This is a genomic window from Paludifilum halophilum (assembly GCF_002245355.1).
In the GTDB taxonomy this organism is placed as follows: domain Bacteria; phylum Bacillota; class Bacilli; order Thermoactinomycetales; family DSM-45169; genus Paludifilum; species Paludifilum halophilum.
On sequence record NZ_NOWF01000002.1, the window covers coordinates 461,614 to 478,484 of the forward strand.

Annotated in this window: 18 protein-coding genes and 1 riboswitch; of the genes, 7 read left to right on the forward strand and 11 right to left on the reverse strand. The window is 51.6% G+C overall.

What is annotated here, in order from left to right; translation table 11 throughout:
* Positions 1-171: 171 nt before the first annotated feature.
* Positions 172-582, forward strand: a complete 411-nt coding sequence (locus CHM34_RS05065) for a CHRD domain-containing protein (RefSeq protein ID WP_094263484.1) — start codon at positions 172-174, stop codon at positions 580-582.
* A 61-nt stretch (positions 583-643) separates the two neighbouring features.
* Here CHM34_RS05065 and CHM34_RS05070 read toward each other — a convergent pair whose 3' ends face one another.
* From CHM34_RS05070 to CHM34_RS05085, 4 genes are all read right to left on the reverse strand, one after another.
* Positions 644-1,957 carry a homoserine dehydrogenase gene (locus tag CHM34_RS05070; protein ID WP_094263485.1) on the reverse strand — a complete coding sequence of 438 codons (1,314 nt, stop codon included), beginning with the start codon at positions 1,955-1,957 and terminating at the stop codon, positions 644-646.
* A 79-nt stretch (positions 1,958-2,036) separates the two neighbouring features.
* A riboswitch (SAM riboswitch) is annotated at positions 2,037-2,163 on the reverse strand.
* 92 nt (positions 2,164-2,255) lie between these two features.
* Positions 2,256-3,284: a fumarylacetoacetate hydrolase family protein gene (locus CHM34_RS05075; RefSeq protein WP_240511875.1), complete on the reverse strand. Its 1,029-nt coding sequence runs from the start codon at positions 3,282-3,284 to the stop codon at positions 2,256-2,258.
* Positions 3,285-3,687: 403 nt separating this feature from the next.
* The gene (locus CHM34_RS05080) at positions 3,688-3,954 is read right to left on the reverse strand and encodes a type II toxin-antitoxin system RelE family toxin (protein WP_094263486.1); all 267 of its coding nucleotides are present in this window, start codon (positions 3,952-3,954) and stop codon (positions 3,688-3,690) included.
* On the reverse strand, positions 3,938-4,174 hold the full coding sequence (locus tag CHM34_RS05085; protein ID WP_094263487.1) for a hypothetical protein: 237 nt from the start codon (positions 4,172-4,174) through the stop codon (positions 3,938-3,940). Before CHM34_RS05085 ends, CHM34_RS05080 begins: the two co-directional genes overlap by 17 nt.
* A 128-nt stretch (positions 4,175-4,302) precedes the next feature.
* On the opposite strand from CHM34_RS05085, the gene CHM34_RS05090 reads away from it, so the two are divergent.
* The gene (locus CHM34_RS05090) at positions 4,303-5,229 is read left to right on the forward strand and encodes a tyrosine-type recombinase/integrase (RefSeq protein WP_094263488.1); all 927 of its coding nucleotides are present in this window, start codon (positions 4,303-4,305) and stop codon (positions 5,227-5,229) included.
* Positions 5,230-5,262: 33 nt separating this feature from the next.
* On the forward strand, positions 5,263-5,451 hold the full coding sequence (locus tag CHM34_RS05095; protein ID WP_094263489.1) for a DUF4158 domain-containing protein: 189 nt from the start codon (positions 5,263-5,265) through the stop codon (positions 5,449-5,451).
* A 567-nt stretch (positions 5,452-6,018) separates the two neighbouring features.
* Here CHM34_RS05095 and CHM34_RS05105 read toward each other — a convergent pair.
* Positions 6,019-7,143, reverse strand: coding sequence for an MGDG synthase family glycosyltransferase (locus tag CHM34_RS05105; RefSeq protein ID WP_094263491.1), 1,125 nt, complete (start codon positions 7,141-7,143; stop codon positions 6,019-6,021).
* A gap of 331 nt (positions 7,144-7,474) precedes the next feature.
* Between CHM34_RS05105 and CHM34_RS05110 the strand changes: the two genes are divergently transcribed.
* Both CHM34_RS05110 and CHM34_RS19235 read left to right on the forward strand, forming a co-directional pair.
* Positions 7,475-8,794: a helix-turn-helix domain-containing protein gene (locus CHM34_RS05110; protein WP_240511876.1), complete on the forward strand. Its 1,320-nt coding sequence runs from the start codon at positions 7,475-7,477 to the stop codon at positions 8,792-8,794.
* Positions 8,775-8,939, forward strand: coding sequence for a hypothetical protein (locus CHM34_RS19235; protein WP_169713594.1), 165 nt, complete (start codon positions 8,775-8,777; stop codon positions 8,937-8,939). The genes CHM34_RS05110 and CHM34_RS19235 overlap by 20 nt, the downstream gene beginning before the upstream one ends.
* Before the next feature lie 59 nt (positions 8,940-8,998).
* Here CHM34_RS19235 and CHM34_RS05115 read toward each other — a convergent pair whose 3' ends face one another.
* From CHM34_RS05115 to CHM34_RS05135, 5 genes are all read right to left on the reverse strand, one after another.
* Positions 8,999-9,286, reverse strand: a complete 288-nt coding sequence (locus CHM34_RS05115; protein ID WP_240511877.1) for an alpha/beta-type small acid-soluble spore protein — start codon at positions 9,284-9,286, stop codon at positions 8,999-9,001.
* 66 nt (positions 9,287-9,352) lie between these two features.
* The gene (gene sleB / locus CHM34_RS05120; RefSeq protein ID WP_240511878.1) at positions 9,353-10,015 is read right to left on the reverse strand and encodes a spore cortex-lytic enzyme; all 663 of its coding nucleotides are present in this window, start codon (positions 10,013-10,015) and stop codon (positions 9,353-9,355) included.
* 166 nt (positions 10,016-10,181) lie between these two features.
* Positions 10,182-10,799, reverse strand: coding sequence for a superoxide dismutase (locus CHM34_RS05125; RefSeq protein ID WP_094263492.1), 618 nt, complete (start codon positions 10,797-10,799; stop codon positions 10,182-10,184).
* A gap of 245 nt (positions 10,800-11,044) precedes the next feature.
* Positions 11,045-12,256 carry an HAD family hydrolase gene (locus CHM34_RS05130; protein ID WP_094263493.1) on the reverse strand — a complete coding sequence of 404 codons (1,212 nt, stop codon included), beginning with the start codon at positions 12,254-12,256 and terminating at the stop codon, positions 11,045-11,047.
* Positions 12,257-12,405: 149 nt separating this feature from the next.
* Complete coding sequence (locus CHM34_RS05135; protein WP_094263494.1) at positions 12,406-12,999, reverse strand: hypothetical protein; 594 nt, start codon at positions 12,997-12,999, stop codon at positions 12,406-12,408.
* Between the two features lie 585 nt (positions 13,000-13,584).
* Here CHM34_RS05135 and CHM34_RS05140 point away from each other — a divergent pair.
* Positions 13,585-14,490: a hypothetical protein gene (locus tag CHM34_RS05140; protein ID WP_094263495.1), complete on the forward strand. Its 906-nt coding sequence runs from the start codon at positions 13,585-13,587 to the stop codon at positions 14,488-14,490.
* A 59-nt stretch (positions 14,491-14,549) separates the two neighbouring features.
* On the opposite strand, the gene CHM34_RS05145 is transcribed toward CHM34_RS05140, so the two are convergent.
* Positions 14,550-16,172, reverse strand: a complete 1,623-nt coding sequence (locus tag CHM34_RS05145; RefSeq protein WP_169713595.1) for a peptide ABC transporter substrate-binding protein — start codon at positions 16,170-16,172, stop codon at positions 14,550-14,552.
* A gap of 286 nt (positions 16,173-16,458) precedes the next feature.
* Here CHM34_RS05145 and CHM34_RS05155 point away from each other — a divergent pair, with 286 nt between their 5' ends.
* On the forward strand, positions 16,459-16,752 hold the full coding sequence (locus CHM34_RS05155) for an MTH1187 family thiamine-binding protein (protein ID WP_094263498.1): 294 nt from the start codon (positions 16,459-16,461) through the stop codon (positions 16,750-16,752).
* Positions 16,753-16,871 lie beyond the last annotated feature (119 nt).

Here is a 16,871-nt window from a genome sequence, read left to right on the forward strand (position 1 = left end):
TTCCGACTTTCAGTTCCCTTATTATAAAGCAGCCGGGAGAAAACGCCAACCGTATGCCCTTCCGGATGGATCCAGCGTCCCTGGAAGGGCTCGTCCACTGTCATGTTTGCTGTGGCCGGGGGTGCAGTTGTTGCATAGAATACACCATCCTCAATCAAAGGAGGGAAAACCATGTCCAGAAGGTTCTTCGCCACTCTTTCCGGGGCAGAAGAAGTTCCTCCGGTTCGCACCCGGGCCAGCGGTCGAATCGGACTGATCGCAAACCGGTCAAAAACTCGCCTGCATTACCGGCTTACCGTCTTCAACCTTCGCCGATTCACCCAGGCTCACCTCCATCTCGGAAGACGGGGGGAGAACGGACCGGTTGTCGTTTTTCTTTTCGGCCTCGTCACTCCGGGTATTGATGTGAATCGGGGTGTCGTTACCGGCACATTGAGAAGTCGGGATCTCATCGGCCCTTTGAAGGGAAAAACCATTTCCGATCTCCTGCGGCTGATGCGGAAGGGCAGCATTTATGTCAACGTTCATACGGAACAGAATCCCGACGGAGAGATTCGCGGCCAGGTCCGACGCGTCCGGTAACCGAAGAGTTACCGGACGCTCCCACAAAAAGCCCGGTTCAAAGACCGAGGTTTTTATACCTTTAACCCGGGATCCCTGCTTGAGCAGCCGAAAGCTCCCGGGTAAACGGGAGATCCTGAACGGGAAGAGTGGAAAGCCGAACCCCTTCCAGCCCGAGCTCCGCCAACAAAATCGGCGGATACGAGGGATCCCAGCGACGGAAAATCAGTCCCAATCCCCGACACCCGTCCTCCGGATGAATGACGGCTCCATCCACGGCAAGTCCGATCTTTTGCAGACGCCTGCACAATTCGGCGGGCGAAGAAATCTGCAACGGCTCCCCGGCCTCCAGGTAGACAAAACGGGGACCGCCGTCATCATCGGACGGGAGAAGGAACGAATCCCGGGACGGGGAGAGACCGGGAGCCGCCGGCATTCGGAACAGATTACATAAATCCTCTACCACAGCGCTCGCCGTCGGTTGCTCTCCCGCTCCCTGCCCGATCAGGGTTACATCCTGTACCACATCTGCCTCCAAGTGAACGGCGTTATACACTCCCTTCACCGGTGCCAGCGGATGGGAAAGGGGGAGCAAAGCGGGACCCACCTGAAGGGAAACCGGACCTTCCTCCCTGTACTGCTCTCCTTGGGCCAACAGTTTGATCGTATATCCGAGCCTTCGGCACAACCGAAGCTGTTCCGGGGTGATTTCCCGGATCCCTCGGCGGGGAATCCGAGACACCGGAACCTCCGCTTCGAAAACCAAACGCCCGAGAATAGCCAGTTTGTATGCCACATCAAACCCTTCAACATCGGCGGCGGGGTCCGCTTCAGCGTACCCTTTTTCCTGCGCATCCGCCAACACCCGCTCAAACGGGGCTTCCTCCTCCTCCATCCGGGTGAGGATATAATTGGTCGTGCCGTTTAAAATCCCGGTGATCCGGTGAATCCGGTTGCTCTTCAAAAGGTGTTGCACGGTTCCCAGAACCGGAATCCCGCCACCGACACTCGCCTCGAAAAGCAGACGCACCCCCCGACGACGGGCCAGCCATTCCAGCTCCGCCCCGTGCTTGGCGATCAGCTCCTTATTGGCGGTCACAACGTGGCATCCTGCCTCAAGGGCTTTCTCAACATAGGTACGAGCGGGATCCAACCCTCCGATCGCCTCCACCACCACCTGAATGTCGGCACGAAGAACTTGTTCAAAATCGGTGGTGATCCGGTCCTGAACCTCTTCCACGAGCCGTTTTTTCTCCGGGTTGCGCACGAGAATCGATTCGATTTCCAACAGCGTTTCGGTCCGTTTGACAATGACATCCCGATTGTTTTTAAGCGCTTGGCAGACTCCGGTTCCCACAGTGCCGAGCCCTAAAAGTCCAACACCGATCCGCCGCATGTCCACTCCCCCTTCAATAAAAAAACCCCTCTGATAAAGAGGGGAAATTTGACGTACCGAGCTGCTACTGCCTACCCACTCCTTATCTCTCAGCGCTGACGCGCTGCAGGAATTGGCACCGTGTCCGCACCCCGATAACGAAAATCGGGGGACAGACGGGTTGCCGGGCTTCATCGGGCCAGTCCCTCCGCCACTCTGGATAACGAGTTCTTCGTCCGCTATTCATTTGAATTAGTCTATATTATGGAGCAGGGAGAGGATTCTGTCAAATCTTTTTTTGCTGTTTAGAACCGGATCATCAACCGTCTTGATTTTCACTCGATACGATAATTCGGTTCCGCAACAGACCCAGCTCTTCGATCTCCAACTCCACCTCGTCCCCCGGTTCCAGCCAACGATGCACCTCGTTTCCCAATTCCAGGATACACCCTGTTCCCACGGTTCCGGATCCGACCAGATCACCGGGGTAAAGTGTGCAGTCCCGGGAGGCCCGTTCCACCATTTGAGCAAAGGAAAAAGTCAGATCCCCGGCATTTCCCCGAGAAAGCTCCTTTCCGTTGACCCGGGCGGTCATGGTCAAATCCCAGCGGTCCCCCTTCCTCCGGTGTTCCAGCTCGTCCAATGTCACCAGATACGGACCGACGGAAGTGGCGAAATCCTTTCCCTTTGCCGGTCCGAGACCCACTTTCATCTCTTCCCGCTGCAAATCCCGGGCGCTCCAGTCATTGAGGACACAAAGGCCATAGATGTAATCCTGTGCTTTTTCCACAGGGATGTTTTTTCCCTTTTTACCCACGACAAAGGCCACTTCCAGTTCAAAATCCAGTGCGCGGGTATCCGTCGGCCGTTCCACATCCGCTTCCGGCCCCTTGATCGAATGAGAGTTGGAAAAATAGAAAACGGGAAACTGGTACCATTCCGGAATCATATCCAATCCCCGTCGAGCCCGGGCCGTTTTGACATGTTGTTCAAAAGCATAGAAGTCCCTAAAACTGCGGGGGACCGGCAAGGGAGCGAACAGTTCCGCCTCCTCCAACGGCAAAGAGACAGGCTCTCCTTCCACGGTCATCTTCCGGGGATCTTCCTCCGATACCGCCTGGACGATGGTCCGCAAAACTTCCCCCGAGGGATCCGCCTCCAGCAATCCGATCATATCGGTCGGCAGTACCCGGGGCGTGGACAACCCTTTTTTCACTGTCGCCCATTCCTGCGCAAAACCGATGTCCATCACATACCTGTCTCGAACCCAGCCGATCCGGCTTTCCCCGACCTCCGTCCCACTGACTGACAGCGGGCGGTTTTTCACTGCATAAGTAACGAGTTTCATCCGATCCCTCCTTTCTTATCAGCATATTCGTACATCTGTCACGGGAGCAACCCTTTTTTATGCCGCACCGCGTCACTGTGAAGGTTCCATTTTTGGTCGATTTTGGATTTACCAAGGAGACACCGATTGTTCCGATGTTTTCTCATCATTCGCCTTCGCAGTCCACCGAATCCAAGAAATGAGCTTGAAAAAAGAAAAATAACCACGCATTCTGAAGGGAACACAAGTTCATGTTACGGTTTTTAGCGGCATTGGGAACTGCCTTTTGTTTTGGGGCGAGTAATACACTGTTCAAGTGGGGAACCACCAGAGGCTTATCAAAGGTGAATGTTCAGTTCTTTTACTATACAATTGCGACCCCAGCCGATTCGAAAAGACCGTTCCTTTTTTGTGGAACAGTCTTTTATCCTTTGTAGATATCTCCACGATTTCCAATGGTAAGAATAATAACTCGTTTCTGGTCGTGATCCAATGAAAACAAGGCCCTGTTTGTACCAATGCGTAGACGAAAGGTTTGTTGCTCTCCTTTAAGCTTTTTAACATCGCCTTCGGGAGGAACCTTTCGGAGCCCCTCCAAAGCCTCAAGGATACGGATCTGTGTTTTTTTGTCCTGCTTTTTGATGAACTTGGTTGCCGGCTGCTTCAAAATAAGCTTACAAGTTAAGCTCACGCTTCAAGTCCTCCAAGGAGATCCATTCATCGTCTTCTTTGGCTTTGGCAAGCTCTCTTTTCTCCTCTTCCGTTAAGGATTCATCCACTTCTTCAATCTCATTCCATGCCTTTTTGGCCGCCCGTTCCGCCAGGTATTCCATGTAGTCCAACAGACTTTTTTTCTCGGAGTCAGGGATCTGCTGGAAAAGACGGTCAAATTCCTCTTTCGGAAGTGCCACCATCTCGCCCCCTAATATGTCCGCTAATGATTTCACCGAAATCCCACTCTTGATGTCCGCTAACGGTTCGGATAAGCTGAGAATATCATGTCCACTAATGTTAGTCAAATCCCAAAGGAGGCATGTGCATGAGTCGATCCCCTTCAATTTCCGACCAGGCGGAACGTTGGATTGACCGCTTTATCGATGACCTGACTACCCATGATGACCTCAACCCCAAGACGCTTCGGGATTATGCGGGGGATCTACGGCTCCTTGCCGAGTGGGTGGAAACCGGTTGGAACACCCATCAGGAAGAAGATTGGGACTTTCATCCCGCGAATATCACCACCCCGACGCTGACCCGCTACCGGGAGTATATGCAAAACGTCCGATCCTTAAAGCCAGCCACGGTCAACCGTCGCCTGGTGATCATCAAGCGCTTTTTCGACTGGGCGGCAAAGCAAAACATCGTGGCCCTTAACCCCGCCAAACCGGTCAAACTTGTTCCGGTGGAAAGAATCAGCCCGCGGCAAATGACGGACCGGGAGGAAGCCGCCCTGATGGCCGCCGTTCAACGGGACGGGACGATCCGAGACCAGACAATTCTCCTTTTGATGCTCCATACCGGATTGCGCACCATGGAGGTCTGTGAACTTCAGTGCCGGGACGTGATTCTCGGCAAGCGAAGCGGCCGCCTTTTGGTTCGTTCCGGGAAACGGAACAAGCAACGAGAGGTCCCGCTTAATGTCACCATTCGGACTTCGCTGGAGGAATATCTGGCGACGCTGGACCCTCAGGGTGCCGCCCCTCTCTTCCGTTCCGAAAAAACTGGGGGACGCCTGGGGGAACGGGCCCTTCGGCACCTGATCCAAAAATACATGCGCCGGGCAGGGTTGGAAGGGTTAAGCGCCCATGATCTTCGGCACCGGTTCGGGTACGTCATGGGGGAAAAGACCCCGCTTCATCGATTGGCCCAGATCATGGGGCACGACAACCTGGACACCACGATGATTTATGTTCAGGCAACCCGCTCCAACCGCCAAGCCGAAGTGGAAAAGATCGCATGGCAATAATTCCGGAAACAAGCATGAGGAGGAAATGGATCATTGGCCTCTATCGAACGTACCGCTTACCCTCGGCTCAAGCGCTTATATACCGTGAAGGAACTGGAACGGGTCTACACACCATCGAGAGAAGAAACACGCTTTGTATACGAAATTACGCGCGGTCCCAAACCCTTGTTAAGTATCATGATCCTGCTGAAAACCTCACAGATCTTGGGCTACTTTCCCTAGCTGCAAGAGGTCCCCCAGGCCGGGGGGTATATCCGGGCCTGTATGAATCTGCCTTCCAACACCGTTCCAGGGCTATGAAAAGCCTCGAACCCGGTCCGACTGAACTCCACCTTGGAGGATCGCCGCCTGATCCGGACTCTGGAATATGGAAGGAACACCGGAACCTCCGAAGCCGGAATTGATCCTACCAGAAACTCCTTCTGAAGCATTGGTATAAAGTCCGAACCCCCGTCGTGACGGGGGTTCGCCTAACAGATTGGAACAAATACCCAATTTAAACTGTATATATTACGTGTATCTCGGACTACCCCCTTGCTGGGTCGGGGTTGGGTTCAACACTCTGTTTCGTTGTTCTCATGATCCAAAGGCACTCCGTGTGGAACCCACCCCTCCCTAAAAGGGGCTTTTTCACAACAATTCTAGTGCCCTTTCAGACAGCCTTGTTCTGCTTTTCTGCTGGGAGGAGGGCTACAGACTGCCTCTCGCGAAAAACGCAAAGAATCTGCGACGATCTACCCCCCTCCCCCAACTTGGTTTTCAGATGGGGGAACAATAATCCGAGGGAGATCACAAGGCGGTATCCAACCTTTCCGCCTCCAAAACTTCCCGAGCGATACGGTCTGGAGCGTCGGGAAAAGCCAGTCCTTCCAAATGCCGTTCCATATTCCTTCGCTCATCCGGGTTAGCCAGCAGACGCGATGCCTGGAACCAGATCCGATCCGGCCGGGTTAATACCGCCCCGCCATGGTGCAGAAGGTATTGCTGGTTGGCATATTCCTGCCCTGGCAACGCTTCGAATAAGAGCATCGGCAGTTGTTTCAAGATCGCTTCCGTCACCGACAGTCCCCCGGGTTTGGTGACTAAGAGGTCGGCCGCATCCATCAGAACCGGAACATCGCGGCGGTAGCGAAACACATGGACTCCGGTTCCGTAATCCTTTGCTTTCAGCTCCGAATACAATTCGGTATTCTTTCCGGTTAAGACCAAAATCTGTGCCGGAAGATCAAGACCGACTAATGAATCGACAATCTCGGGCAGAGGGCCAAAGCCCAACCCCCCTCCCATCACCAGAATCATGGGGCGGTCCGGATCCAATCCCGCACGCCTCCGTGCCTCCTGACGGGGGATTCGGGTGGAAAAGGCCGGATCACAGGGAATACCCGTCTCCGCCAGCCGGGTACCTGTTTGCCAGGAAATGCGCTTCAACCGGCGCTTGTCAAACAGACGGTTGGGGATACAAAGGCAATTGGGCACCTCCGCCAGCCAAAAAGGATGCATCTCGTAATCGGTCACCACCCCCACGGTAGGAAGGTTTCTCCATTGGGAAGGGAGCATGAGCAAACCGAAGGGATGAGTGGTTACGATGCGAGTCGGTGCGAACCGGTCCAGTATTCGAACCAGCTTTTTCCGGATCATCCAACCCGTCTTTTCTACAAACTCGGAGGAAACATAACGGACAAATCGGGAATGGGAAGTACGATCATATAAATAGGAATAAAAGGACGGAAAACGGTTGAGCATTTGGCCATAGCCGGATTTGAGGAAAGGATGAAACTTCCCGGGAACCAACTCCAACAAGTCAACGGTCCGGACTTCGAGACCGAACTTTTGTTCCAGATGAACAGACAAGACCCGGGCTGCAGCATTATGCCCCGTCCCGAAGCCTATCGTCAAAATCAGGACGCGCTCCATGGAATCCCTCCCCGCTCTCTTTTCTTCATTATGAACCCATTTGAACGGAAATCAGGCCTATTTAACGAATTTCTTACAAAAAATTAATCCGCCACTACACGGATTGGAAACCGATGTATTCAATTATTTTATGAAATTCTCATAAGTTACTGATGAATATACATCTTTCCACCAAATAAGATATTAACACATGAGAGAAAGACTTAGTGAATCCGATTGTGAAGGAAACAATTACCGCTTTACTTTTTATAACTTTTAAAATTTATTGTGATATAATGGTTCCAACCTAATTAAGTGCGCAACCACTTTATACTTGCGAGAGGTGAAACCAGTGCATATCCATGAAATCGGCGAATCCATCCGCAAAATTAGAAAGGAAAGGGGATTGCGGCTGGAGGACCTGGCGGACAAAAACATTTCCCCGGCCACCATCAGCAACATCGAGCGCGGTGTTCCCCATGTCAACATGGAAAAAGCGAAATACCTGCTCAGCAAGATGGGCTTAGAAATGTCCGATTTACCCGATCTAATCGTCGACGATCAACAGGAACTCCAAAACTTTGAATTCGAGCTGTTTACAATTGAAACCCTTCAGGGAATCGGCAAAACGGACCAGGCGCTGGAGCGATTGGAACAATTAGAATGGGACGATGAACACCCTCTGGCGGCCACGGTTTACTATCTCAAAGGGAAATGTTACAGCAGTCGAAAGCAGTGGAAACAGGCCGAAAAATCGTTCCACCATGCCGTTCGACTGTCCAAAAAAGACCCGGAGAACAATATTGGAGCAGCTTCTTACTCCGAGTTGGGAATCTGCCGGTATCAGCAGAACGATCTACATCAGGCCGTTTACTACACGGATCTCGGGATTCAGGCTTACCGGGAATCCGGAGAGCGCCCTCAGTTCAAATACATACTGAAAAAGAATAAGGCGGTCTATTTGGAACGGCTGGGCCGGCTGACAGAAAGTTTAAAAGAAGTCCAAGGGGTATGGGAAAACCTCACTCAAATCAAACAGGCAGAGGTGGTTCTCGGCTTTTATTGGCTTCATTCGGAACTGCTAAGGAAAAACGGTCTCACCGATGAGTCGATTCAGATCGCTCGTGAAGGGCTGGAACTGGCGCGGCTCAACCATCAATATTTCATCATGTTTGATCTGTGGACGGTTTTGGGGAGCGCTTATATGAACCAGAAAAACTGGAACAAAGCTGAATCCTGTTTTCAAATGGCCCTCCAATTGGATGGATTGTTTTCGGAAGGAAAGGTATTCACCACCACTTATGCCCGACTCGGGCTTTTGCACATGGTTCGAAAAGAATGGGATTCAGCCGGAATCATGATCGAAAAAGCCGTCCAAAACGGTGAACAACACAACGATGCCCCGAGACTCACCTTTGCATTGCTTGTTCAGGGTGATTTTTACCGGGCGCGATACCGGTGGGAGGACGCAATCGATGCCTACGAACAAGCCCTGCAATTAGCACAGCACCATCATTACAAAAAAAAGGAGTATCAGGCGTTGTTCCGTTTGGCTGAATGCTGGGAAAATGTCAATGAACGCGAATTTCAAAAATGTATGAAAAGTATGTACCGGGTGCAACAAGAACTTCAAAATGAGGAGGAGGACATCCGTGAGGAAGCGACGATTTAAAAGCACTCCCCTGTTGTTAGCCACAGCTGTCTTCCTGGGTACGGCTTTCACCTTACCGGTTGAGACTTATTCCCCTCAACAAACCATCCCCTTGGAAACCCCGGTTCAGATCCTCGACTATAGAACGGAACCGAGTCAAGGTTGATTCCCCAAAAAAAAGGACCTTTGGCCAAGAGACGGCCCCCGAAGGGGCCGCTTTTGGTTTTACGGCCTGGACTGCCGGCGGACCAGCTCTTCCTCGGCGATTTGAATCAAATCCTTGACCATTTGCCCGCCGACCGGCCCGCCCATCTTACCGGCTTCCTCTGTTTTCAAGTCCCCGTTATACCCGGGTTTGTAAGGAACCCCGGCCTGTTGAGCCATCTCCATTTTCATCTGTTCCGGAGACTGGGAAGGGGAACCTGTCTGACGACTGATCACTTGCTGTTTGAGCCGCTCCATACCGGCCCGGGCCTCGGGAACCAAAAGCTTGTTACGCCGTCTTCTCGCCAAGCTTCTCACCCCCTTAAAATTAGTCTGTCCAAAATAAAAAGCCGCCTGTACAGGCGACTACAACAATTATTTGGCAAAAATATGCTTTCCGATCTTATCAATTTGTGGTCGGGACCAGATCCATTCGGAAGTCGCCGTATCGGGGTTAAAGTAAAACATGGCCCCTTGGGAAGGATCCCAACCTTTTACGGCCGTTTGAGCCGCTTGATAAGCCTCATTGTTGGGAGAAAGCCAGATTTGTCCGTCGTCCACTGCCGTAAAGGCTCCCTCTTCCATGACGACCCCTTTGGCTGTGTCCGGATAATCAGAGGAGTCCATCCGGTTTAAAACGACGGCGGCCACTGCCACTTTCCCTTTAAAGGGTTCTCCACGGGCTTCAGCGTGAATGGCTCGTGCCAGCCAATGCAGATCCTTTGGAGAGACCTTCGGGGTCGCTTTTTTCAGCTGAGTCCAGGTTTCCGGGCCGGCAATTCCGTCAATCCGCAGATCGTTCGCTTTTTGATATTGAATGACTGCTTGTTCCGTCTCCAGCCCGTAGATTCCGTCCTGTTCGATTTTATAACCCAATCGGTTCAACCGGTTTTGCAAGTCCCAAACATCACCGTTTTCACTACCGTAGCTTATCGTTGTCGGTGCCGCAGCTTCCGCCTGGTTTACGCCTGCGGGAAGAAAGAACCCCGTTATGGCGATGACGGCTGTCAGACACGTAATTAACAATCTCTTTTGCAAAGGGTTACCTCCCAACAGATTTTGTCTGTGATGAAACACATTGGCGATTATAAAACAGCCTTTTCACCGGTTCAACGAGTAACGATTGTAAATGAAAGGAATTTTATCCACTCACAAAAAAAGAGCGCAACGAAATTCGTCGCGCTCGGGGAAGGGAACGGGCGATTTACTTTTTGGCTTGTTGATAGCGCTTATTCACTTCGTCCCAGTTGACCACGTTCCACCAGGCTTTGATATATTCCGGACGCTTGTTTTGATATTTGAGGTAGTAAGCGTGCTCCCAAACGTCCAACCCGAGAATCGGGGTATGCCCGTCGGAGACCGGATTATCCTGGTTCAGAGTGTTCACTACGGCCAGGTTACCGTCATTTTTGACCACCAGCCAAGCCCAGCCGCTGCCGAAGCGCCCGGCGGCCGTATTGGCAAACTCCTCCTGGAATTTTTCAAAGCTACCGAAGGTCTCATCGATGGCTCCGGCCAGTTCTCCCGTCGGCTTTCCACCGCCGTTCGGGCTCATAATCTGCCAGAAGAGGCTGTGATTGAGATGGCCGCCGCCGTTGTTGCGGACTGCGGTACGGATGTCTTCCGGTACTTGATCCAGATTGGCGACCAGATCTTCAACGGATTTGCTCTGCAACTCCGCTTTTCCTTCCAAGGCGGCATTCAGCTTATCCACATACGTTTTGTGGTGACGGCCATGGTGGATATCCATGGTTTGTGCATCAATATGGGGCTCCAGTGCGTCCGTGGCATAAGGCAGTGCGGGCAGTTCGTGTTTTGCCATCAAAAAACCCTCCTAGTCCATATGTAATCAGTGAATGGACCGCTTTTCAACCGGGGTGAAAAGCGTTTCAGTAAACGTCTTCCCGCTTTTATTATGCTTAAAACATCGGTGAATATCAATATTCTTGTGTGAAGAAGGTATCACTTTCAGACCCGGTTCCGGCTTTGGACCCTATACGGGGGCTCTTTATCGAAAACCTCGATCTTGTTCCATCCCCATTTAACGGACTTTCGAGCACCCGGCCCTCAGACCGACTCCTCCTCGCTTTGATTTTCTTTTTCCCGCTCCAGCTCTTCTCGCCTTGCCCGCTCTTCTTCTTGCTGTTTCAATCGATCGGCCAACTCGGTGACATCTTTCAGGATGTAGTCGGCTCCCATTTCTTCAAACTTGGAACGGGCCCGCTCCCCGGTCGGGCCGGTTAAAGTAGCGGCAAAACGACATCCCATCTTCCGGGCTGCCAGCAAATCGGCCACAGAATCCCCCACGATCAGGATCTCTTCACCGCTGGGAAGGGGCAGATCCGCGGCGACACTTTTAGCATCGGAGGAATCACTTCCGAAGTAGGCTTTTACATAGGTAAAAGGCTCCGGTTTGCTCAGGGGGGCGTAGTCGGCATAGATTTCCTCTGCCCCCCGAACATCGCTGGCGGTTACCACCCGGTTAGAATCAAATGCGTCATAGAGGTTCATCTCTTTCAGGGGAACTTGTGTCTCCCGGGCCGGACGCCCGGTTCCAATACCCAAAGCGATTCCCCGGTTTGACAGCTCATCCAGCATATCCCGGATGATTGCGGGGTCCGCCAAGGGGATTTCCTGCCGGAGAAACCCTTCCTTTTCCGGATACACGGCCTGCTTTTTTTCCTCTTTCTCGAAGAGATCCTTACCCAGATACCATTCCTGGTAAACCTCACGTCCCAGCTTCCACAAAGCGCTTCCATGGGAAAAAGAGTTCCCTTTGATCCCGGACCAGTCCTCCACATGGTCAACGATGCAGGACAAAAGATCCATCTCTCCAGGTCCAGCATCCTCCAAAACGGATAAAATGTCGCCGAATCGGGGGTGAAACTCCACTCCCGCTTGCTTCGCCTGATCTCCGATCATTTGCAACGCCTTTCGGTTCAAGGGACGATTCAGAACCTCTTCCACAAAGTCGGGACGAAGATCATCCAGTTGCCGCAAAAGCTGTTGCAGCTGGAAACCGAACAACAGTGAAACCATATCCCAGTTGGAATTCATCCCGCGGGACTTCAGCCATTCCAGCACTTTTTCATGATCAAACACCGCCTGCCGCACCCGACCGATCTCTTCTTCATCCGGGTCGGCATGAAAGGATTCCCCGGGCAGAGCGAGAGCGTGTTCGCTGTAAAGCAGTTCCCACACGGAAAGGGTCGTGGCGTCAAAGCAACGTTTTTCACTGAGCAAAACTCCGTCGACATCGAACAAGATCACCTGATACATCTTCTGTACCTCCCCCGTAATAGGAATGAAACAAGAAAAATTCCACCCTATTACTTTATCAAAGGTTAGGAAAAAAGCCCAAACATGATTAAAGGTTCCCGACTCTTTTCGTCAGGAACCCCTAACTCGTCAGCCACCCCGAATCTCTTTTATACAAGGCTATCGCCGCCGTTCAGGTACAGCTTTTCCCGCAATCGACTCACACACCCGGCCCAGTCTCCCCGCCAACCTTCTTCCCATGCCAGTTTCGCCAGATAAAGGGCTTCTTTCCATGCCCCCTGCTCCTCCCGAATATCGATCAAGTAACTGTAACCGACATGTTCCGGCAGTCCGGACGTAAAAGGGTCATTGTGAAAAGCCCGCATCGCCACCGGAACATATTGAATTTGCAACTGACAGTATTCAACGGCCTTTTCCAGCGCTCCTTCATCAACCTCCCGAAAGCTGTAGTACTTGCGGATCTGCTCGCCGAAATGCTCGTGCAGGCTGAGAAATTTTTGCGCCTTCCAGTGTTTCTGCACCTTGGGATCAGGATGAGACCGTTTGATCTTTTCATATTGGGTCTTTGCATTTTGGTAGATATCCGCTTCTTGTGCCGTCAAGCACATTTCAAACTGGCATTGATCGTCTTCATATTTAAATTTCGCCACATAAGGTCGATACGGGGGATCATCATAGTCCTCCCAAGCTCTCGTGATGACATATTTCGCTTTTTTAGCTGGAATTTTGGACAAATCCAGCATTGATGCACCCCCAGACGAAATAGTATGAAGGTCGTCTTTCATACTGATGCTTTCCTTTCCCCTTTGGACTCTCCGCCTAAACTTGGCGAACGGCGGCCCGGATATATCATTCGGTAATCCTTCAAGAAGACTTTCATCAGTTTTTATCCTTTGCCGGGGGGATTAGTCGGGCTGGCAGGCCGCATCCGATCCACCCCGTATACAGGGAGCAGACCGCTAAAAAGACTGCCCGAGGTGTCCCCGGGCAGCGCGATGGTAACCATTCCTCCGCTTGTGTCCAATCAGTCGGTCGGCCGTTCCCAGACATCCCGCACACCCTCGCGGCCTGGCCGATCACTGCGCCGGACCGCGCCAAGGTTCTTGAATCCGGCGGGAATCCTTCTGCCATGTATGGTATCACAGCTTCCCCCCCTAAAAAACCCTTCCATGGTAAACGAAAACGCCCGATCGATCCGTCGACGGAAACGGAAACCCCTTCGGATGTTGCCAACTTTTGTTTTCAAGAAGGGAAAAAGCACCTGTACAATCGAAAAGAAATAGACGAAATCTCTAAAATCAGTCATCAACGGAAAGGAGAGCGAACAAATGACCGATCATCAGAGAGACCCCGAAAAGGATACTCCTTCCAAAACCGAGACGTTATACACACTGGAAGAAGCCTCTCGTCAACTTCAGGTAGAGACGGAAGCCCTGCATCGGTTGTTCCGCGGCGATGAACGGGGAAAGACGGAAAAAGAGGGGACGTTTTGGATCCGGGAGGGGAAACTCGCCACTGCCAGAAGTATGCTGGAATCTAGGGAAAATGGGAAACCAGTTCCGCTTTCCCGTGAAGTCGCCGTTTACCAACGCAATGAGGATCGGAAAGAGAACGCATCGGGAAAAGAAGGCGACCGGCGTTGGAAGACCGCTTTTGAATCCTTCGTCAGGCGGTTCCGCCGGCTGAAACCACCATTGAATCGGAAAAAAGTACAGGAATGGGTCGAAGCATTCTTTCGCATCATTGAGCAAAAGAAGCGGAAAGAAGTAAAAGAGGAATTTGAAAACCGTCAGGTCAGCCTGAAATTGGGTTTTATGACAGGGCAAAATGAGTTATATTGCGATTTTTGCGAAGTCAACGATCATTTTTATCCTGGAGCCATTTTTGCCGATGTCTATGTGGACGGAACGCTTCAATGGATGATGTGCCCCAACTGCCTGAACTATTGCCGGGAACAGTCCCATGGTTCCATGGAACAAAATATCCGGGCCCGTTTCAATCAGCTCGCCTTCCGTCTGGAAAGGGAAGCCCGCCGCGCCCGTCGACTAGCCGCATCAGAAGATTTCCGCGTACCGGGAATCCACGAATGGGAAGCCTGGGAAACCGCCTCTTTCGCCATGCGGGAAGTGGCTGCCTCCTACGGACAAAATACAAACGGGTTCGGCCATGAAAGGACGAGTACCGCTGAAGAGCCCGGACCCGAAGACCCGGATTTCGATGACATGCGTCAATAGGACCCTTTTTTTCAGATCACTTGGCGGAACCCCCCGCACATATGCCGGGGGGGTTAATGTTACTTTTTCTCGATCTCCACAAAAGTATAGTCATTGGGCCCCACTTGGTGCCGGATCAAATGCTTGACTTTAGGTTTCTCCAAAATCAAGTCATTGTAATAATAAACAGGAAAGATCGGCGCTTCCTCTATCAAGATCTCTTCCGCTTGATGAAGGTAATCCAACCGCTGAATCTCGTCTTTTTCCTGATACGCTTTTTCTAACAACTCATCATACTTTTCATCGCTCCAGTTGGTCCGGTTGACGGGATGATCGGTCTGAAAGCTCTCCAAATAGTTGTAGGGGTCATTGTAGTCAGCCAGAAAGCTGGATCTCGAAAACTGATAGTTCTTATTTCTCTGGTTTTCAAAAAAGACTTTGGATTCCTGGTTCTGCAGTTTGATGGAAACGTCGAGATGTTCGCGGTACATTTCCTGGATGGCTTCCGCCTGCTCTTTGTTCTTGTCGCTGGTGCTGTAAAGCAGGGTGACTTCCGGGAGTTTGTCCCATCCTTCTTCCTCCATCCCTTCCTTCAGCAACTTTTTAGCCTCTTCATACCGGGCATCCTTCAGAATATTCCCTCCCTTTTCTCTAAAATCTCCGACCTCCGTCTTGACGCCCGGCGGAACATAGGCCAAAGCGGGTTTTTCCTGCCCTTGAATCACATGGTTCACAATCGACTGCCGGTCGACGGCCAAGGCGAAGGCCCGGCGAATCTTTTTGTTATTGAAAGGCTCCTTATCCACGTTGAACCGGAAGAACTCCAGCCCGGAACCCGGAGTTACCTTCACTTCCCCTTTTTGAATCAGAGACGATTTCAGCTCCGGCGGGATCGATGTATCATAAAGCATATGAAACTCTCCGGACTTATACTGCTGATAAGCCGTCGCCTCCTCGGCGGACATCGCCCAGTGGATCCCGTCCAGCTTCACTCGATCGGCCTGCCAGTAGTTCTCGTTTTTTACGACCTTGATACGGTCGTCGTGCTTCCACTTCTCCATTTTAAATGCCCCGTTGCCGACGAAGGATTCGGCATTGCTGAAAGCATTTTTCTCCTTTTCCACCCCGTTTTGATACACCGGGGAATAAACGGTGTAACAGACCAACTGCTTAAAGAAAGGGGTGGGCTGTCCCAGCTTGACTTTCAAGGTTTTTTCATCCAGGGCCTCAACCCCCACCTGATCGGCGTCGGCTCCCCCGGAGTTGTACTCTTCCGCATTTTCGATAAAAAAGAGAAGGAATGCGGCGGGAGAGCCCGTCTCCGGATCGAGAACACGCTTCCATGCGTACTCGAAATCCTGTGCAGTCAGTTTTTCTCCATTGGACCATTTCAGTCCGTCCCGCAAGGTAAAGGTATAGGTCTGCTTGTCATCGGAAACCTCCACGTTCTTCGCCGCGGCAGGCTGGGGAACCTCGTTTTCATCCAGTCGCATCAACCCTTCAAACATCGAGTGAACCACGTCCATTGAATTAAAATCGAACGCCAAAGCGGGATCCAGAGATGTCGGTTCCTGCTCGACATTGAGTTGAAGCACCTGTTGATCGGGACTTTCCGCTTTCTGCCCGCCATCAGCACCACAACCGACAGCCGCCAAACTCAAAATGACCCAGACAATCAAACCGGTCCGAAAACTTTTTTTCATATGCATCCCTTCCATTCACAAGAAAATGGTCTTCATCCTTTCCATACGATCCAAACCGATCCCTTCCCAATAACCGCAATTTTCAAACATATAAATGGATCCATTTCATCCCCTTTCATCTGGGACTTGCCGGCCCACTTAACTTTTTTCGCCCAAAAAGCCCTCCTTTCCTGCCAGGAGTCGGCGGCAAAACCAGAGATTGAACCGTATCTTTTACACACCCGTTGTTGTCTTGTCATATTTCAGCTCTTTTTTTATCAAACTATCGTCAAAGGGGTGAAGCAACATGCCATTAATGGAAATCAGTATCGTTCCTGTCGGGGGACAGACCTGCAGTTTCAGCAGTGTCGTCAAAGATGTAGAATCCCTTGTGGAAAACCGGGGGTTCAGCCATCAAGTGACGCCGACGGCCACCGTCATCGAAGGGGAATTGGACCCGCTTTTGTCTTTGGCTTCCGATATCCACCGATCCACTTTGCAAAATGGGACCCAGCGGGTGATCACCCAGATCATCATTGATGACCGCCAGGATCAACCGATGAATATGCAATCCCAGGTCTCCAAGGTAAAAGGGAATTAGGAGGAGGCGATCCTCCTTTCCCTCCAAAAAGGGGATTTTTCAAGCTGCAGGCCATTCACTCGCACCGCCTTTCTATCATTCATTCTGTATTTGGACATGATTTGCGAATAACAGAGACT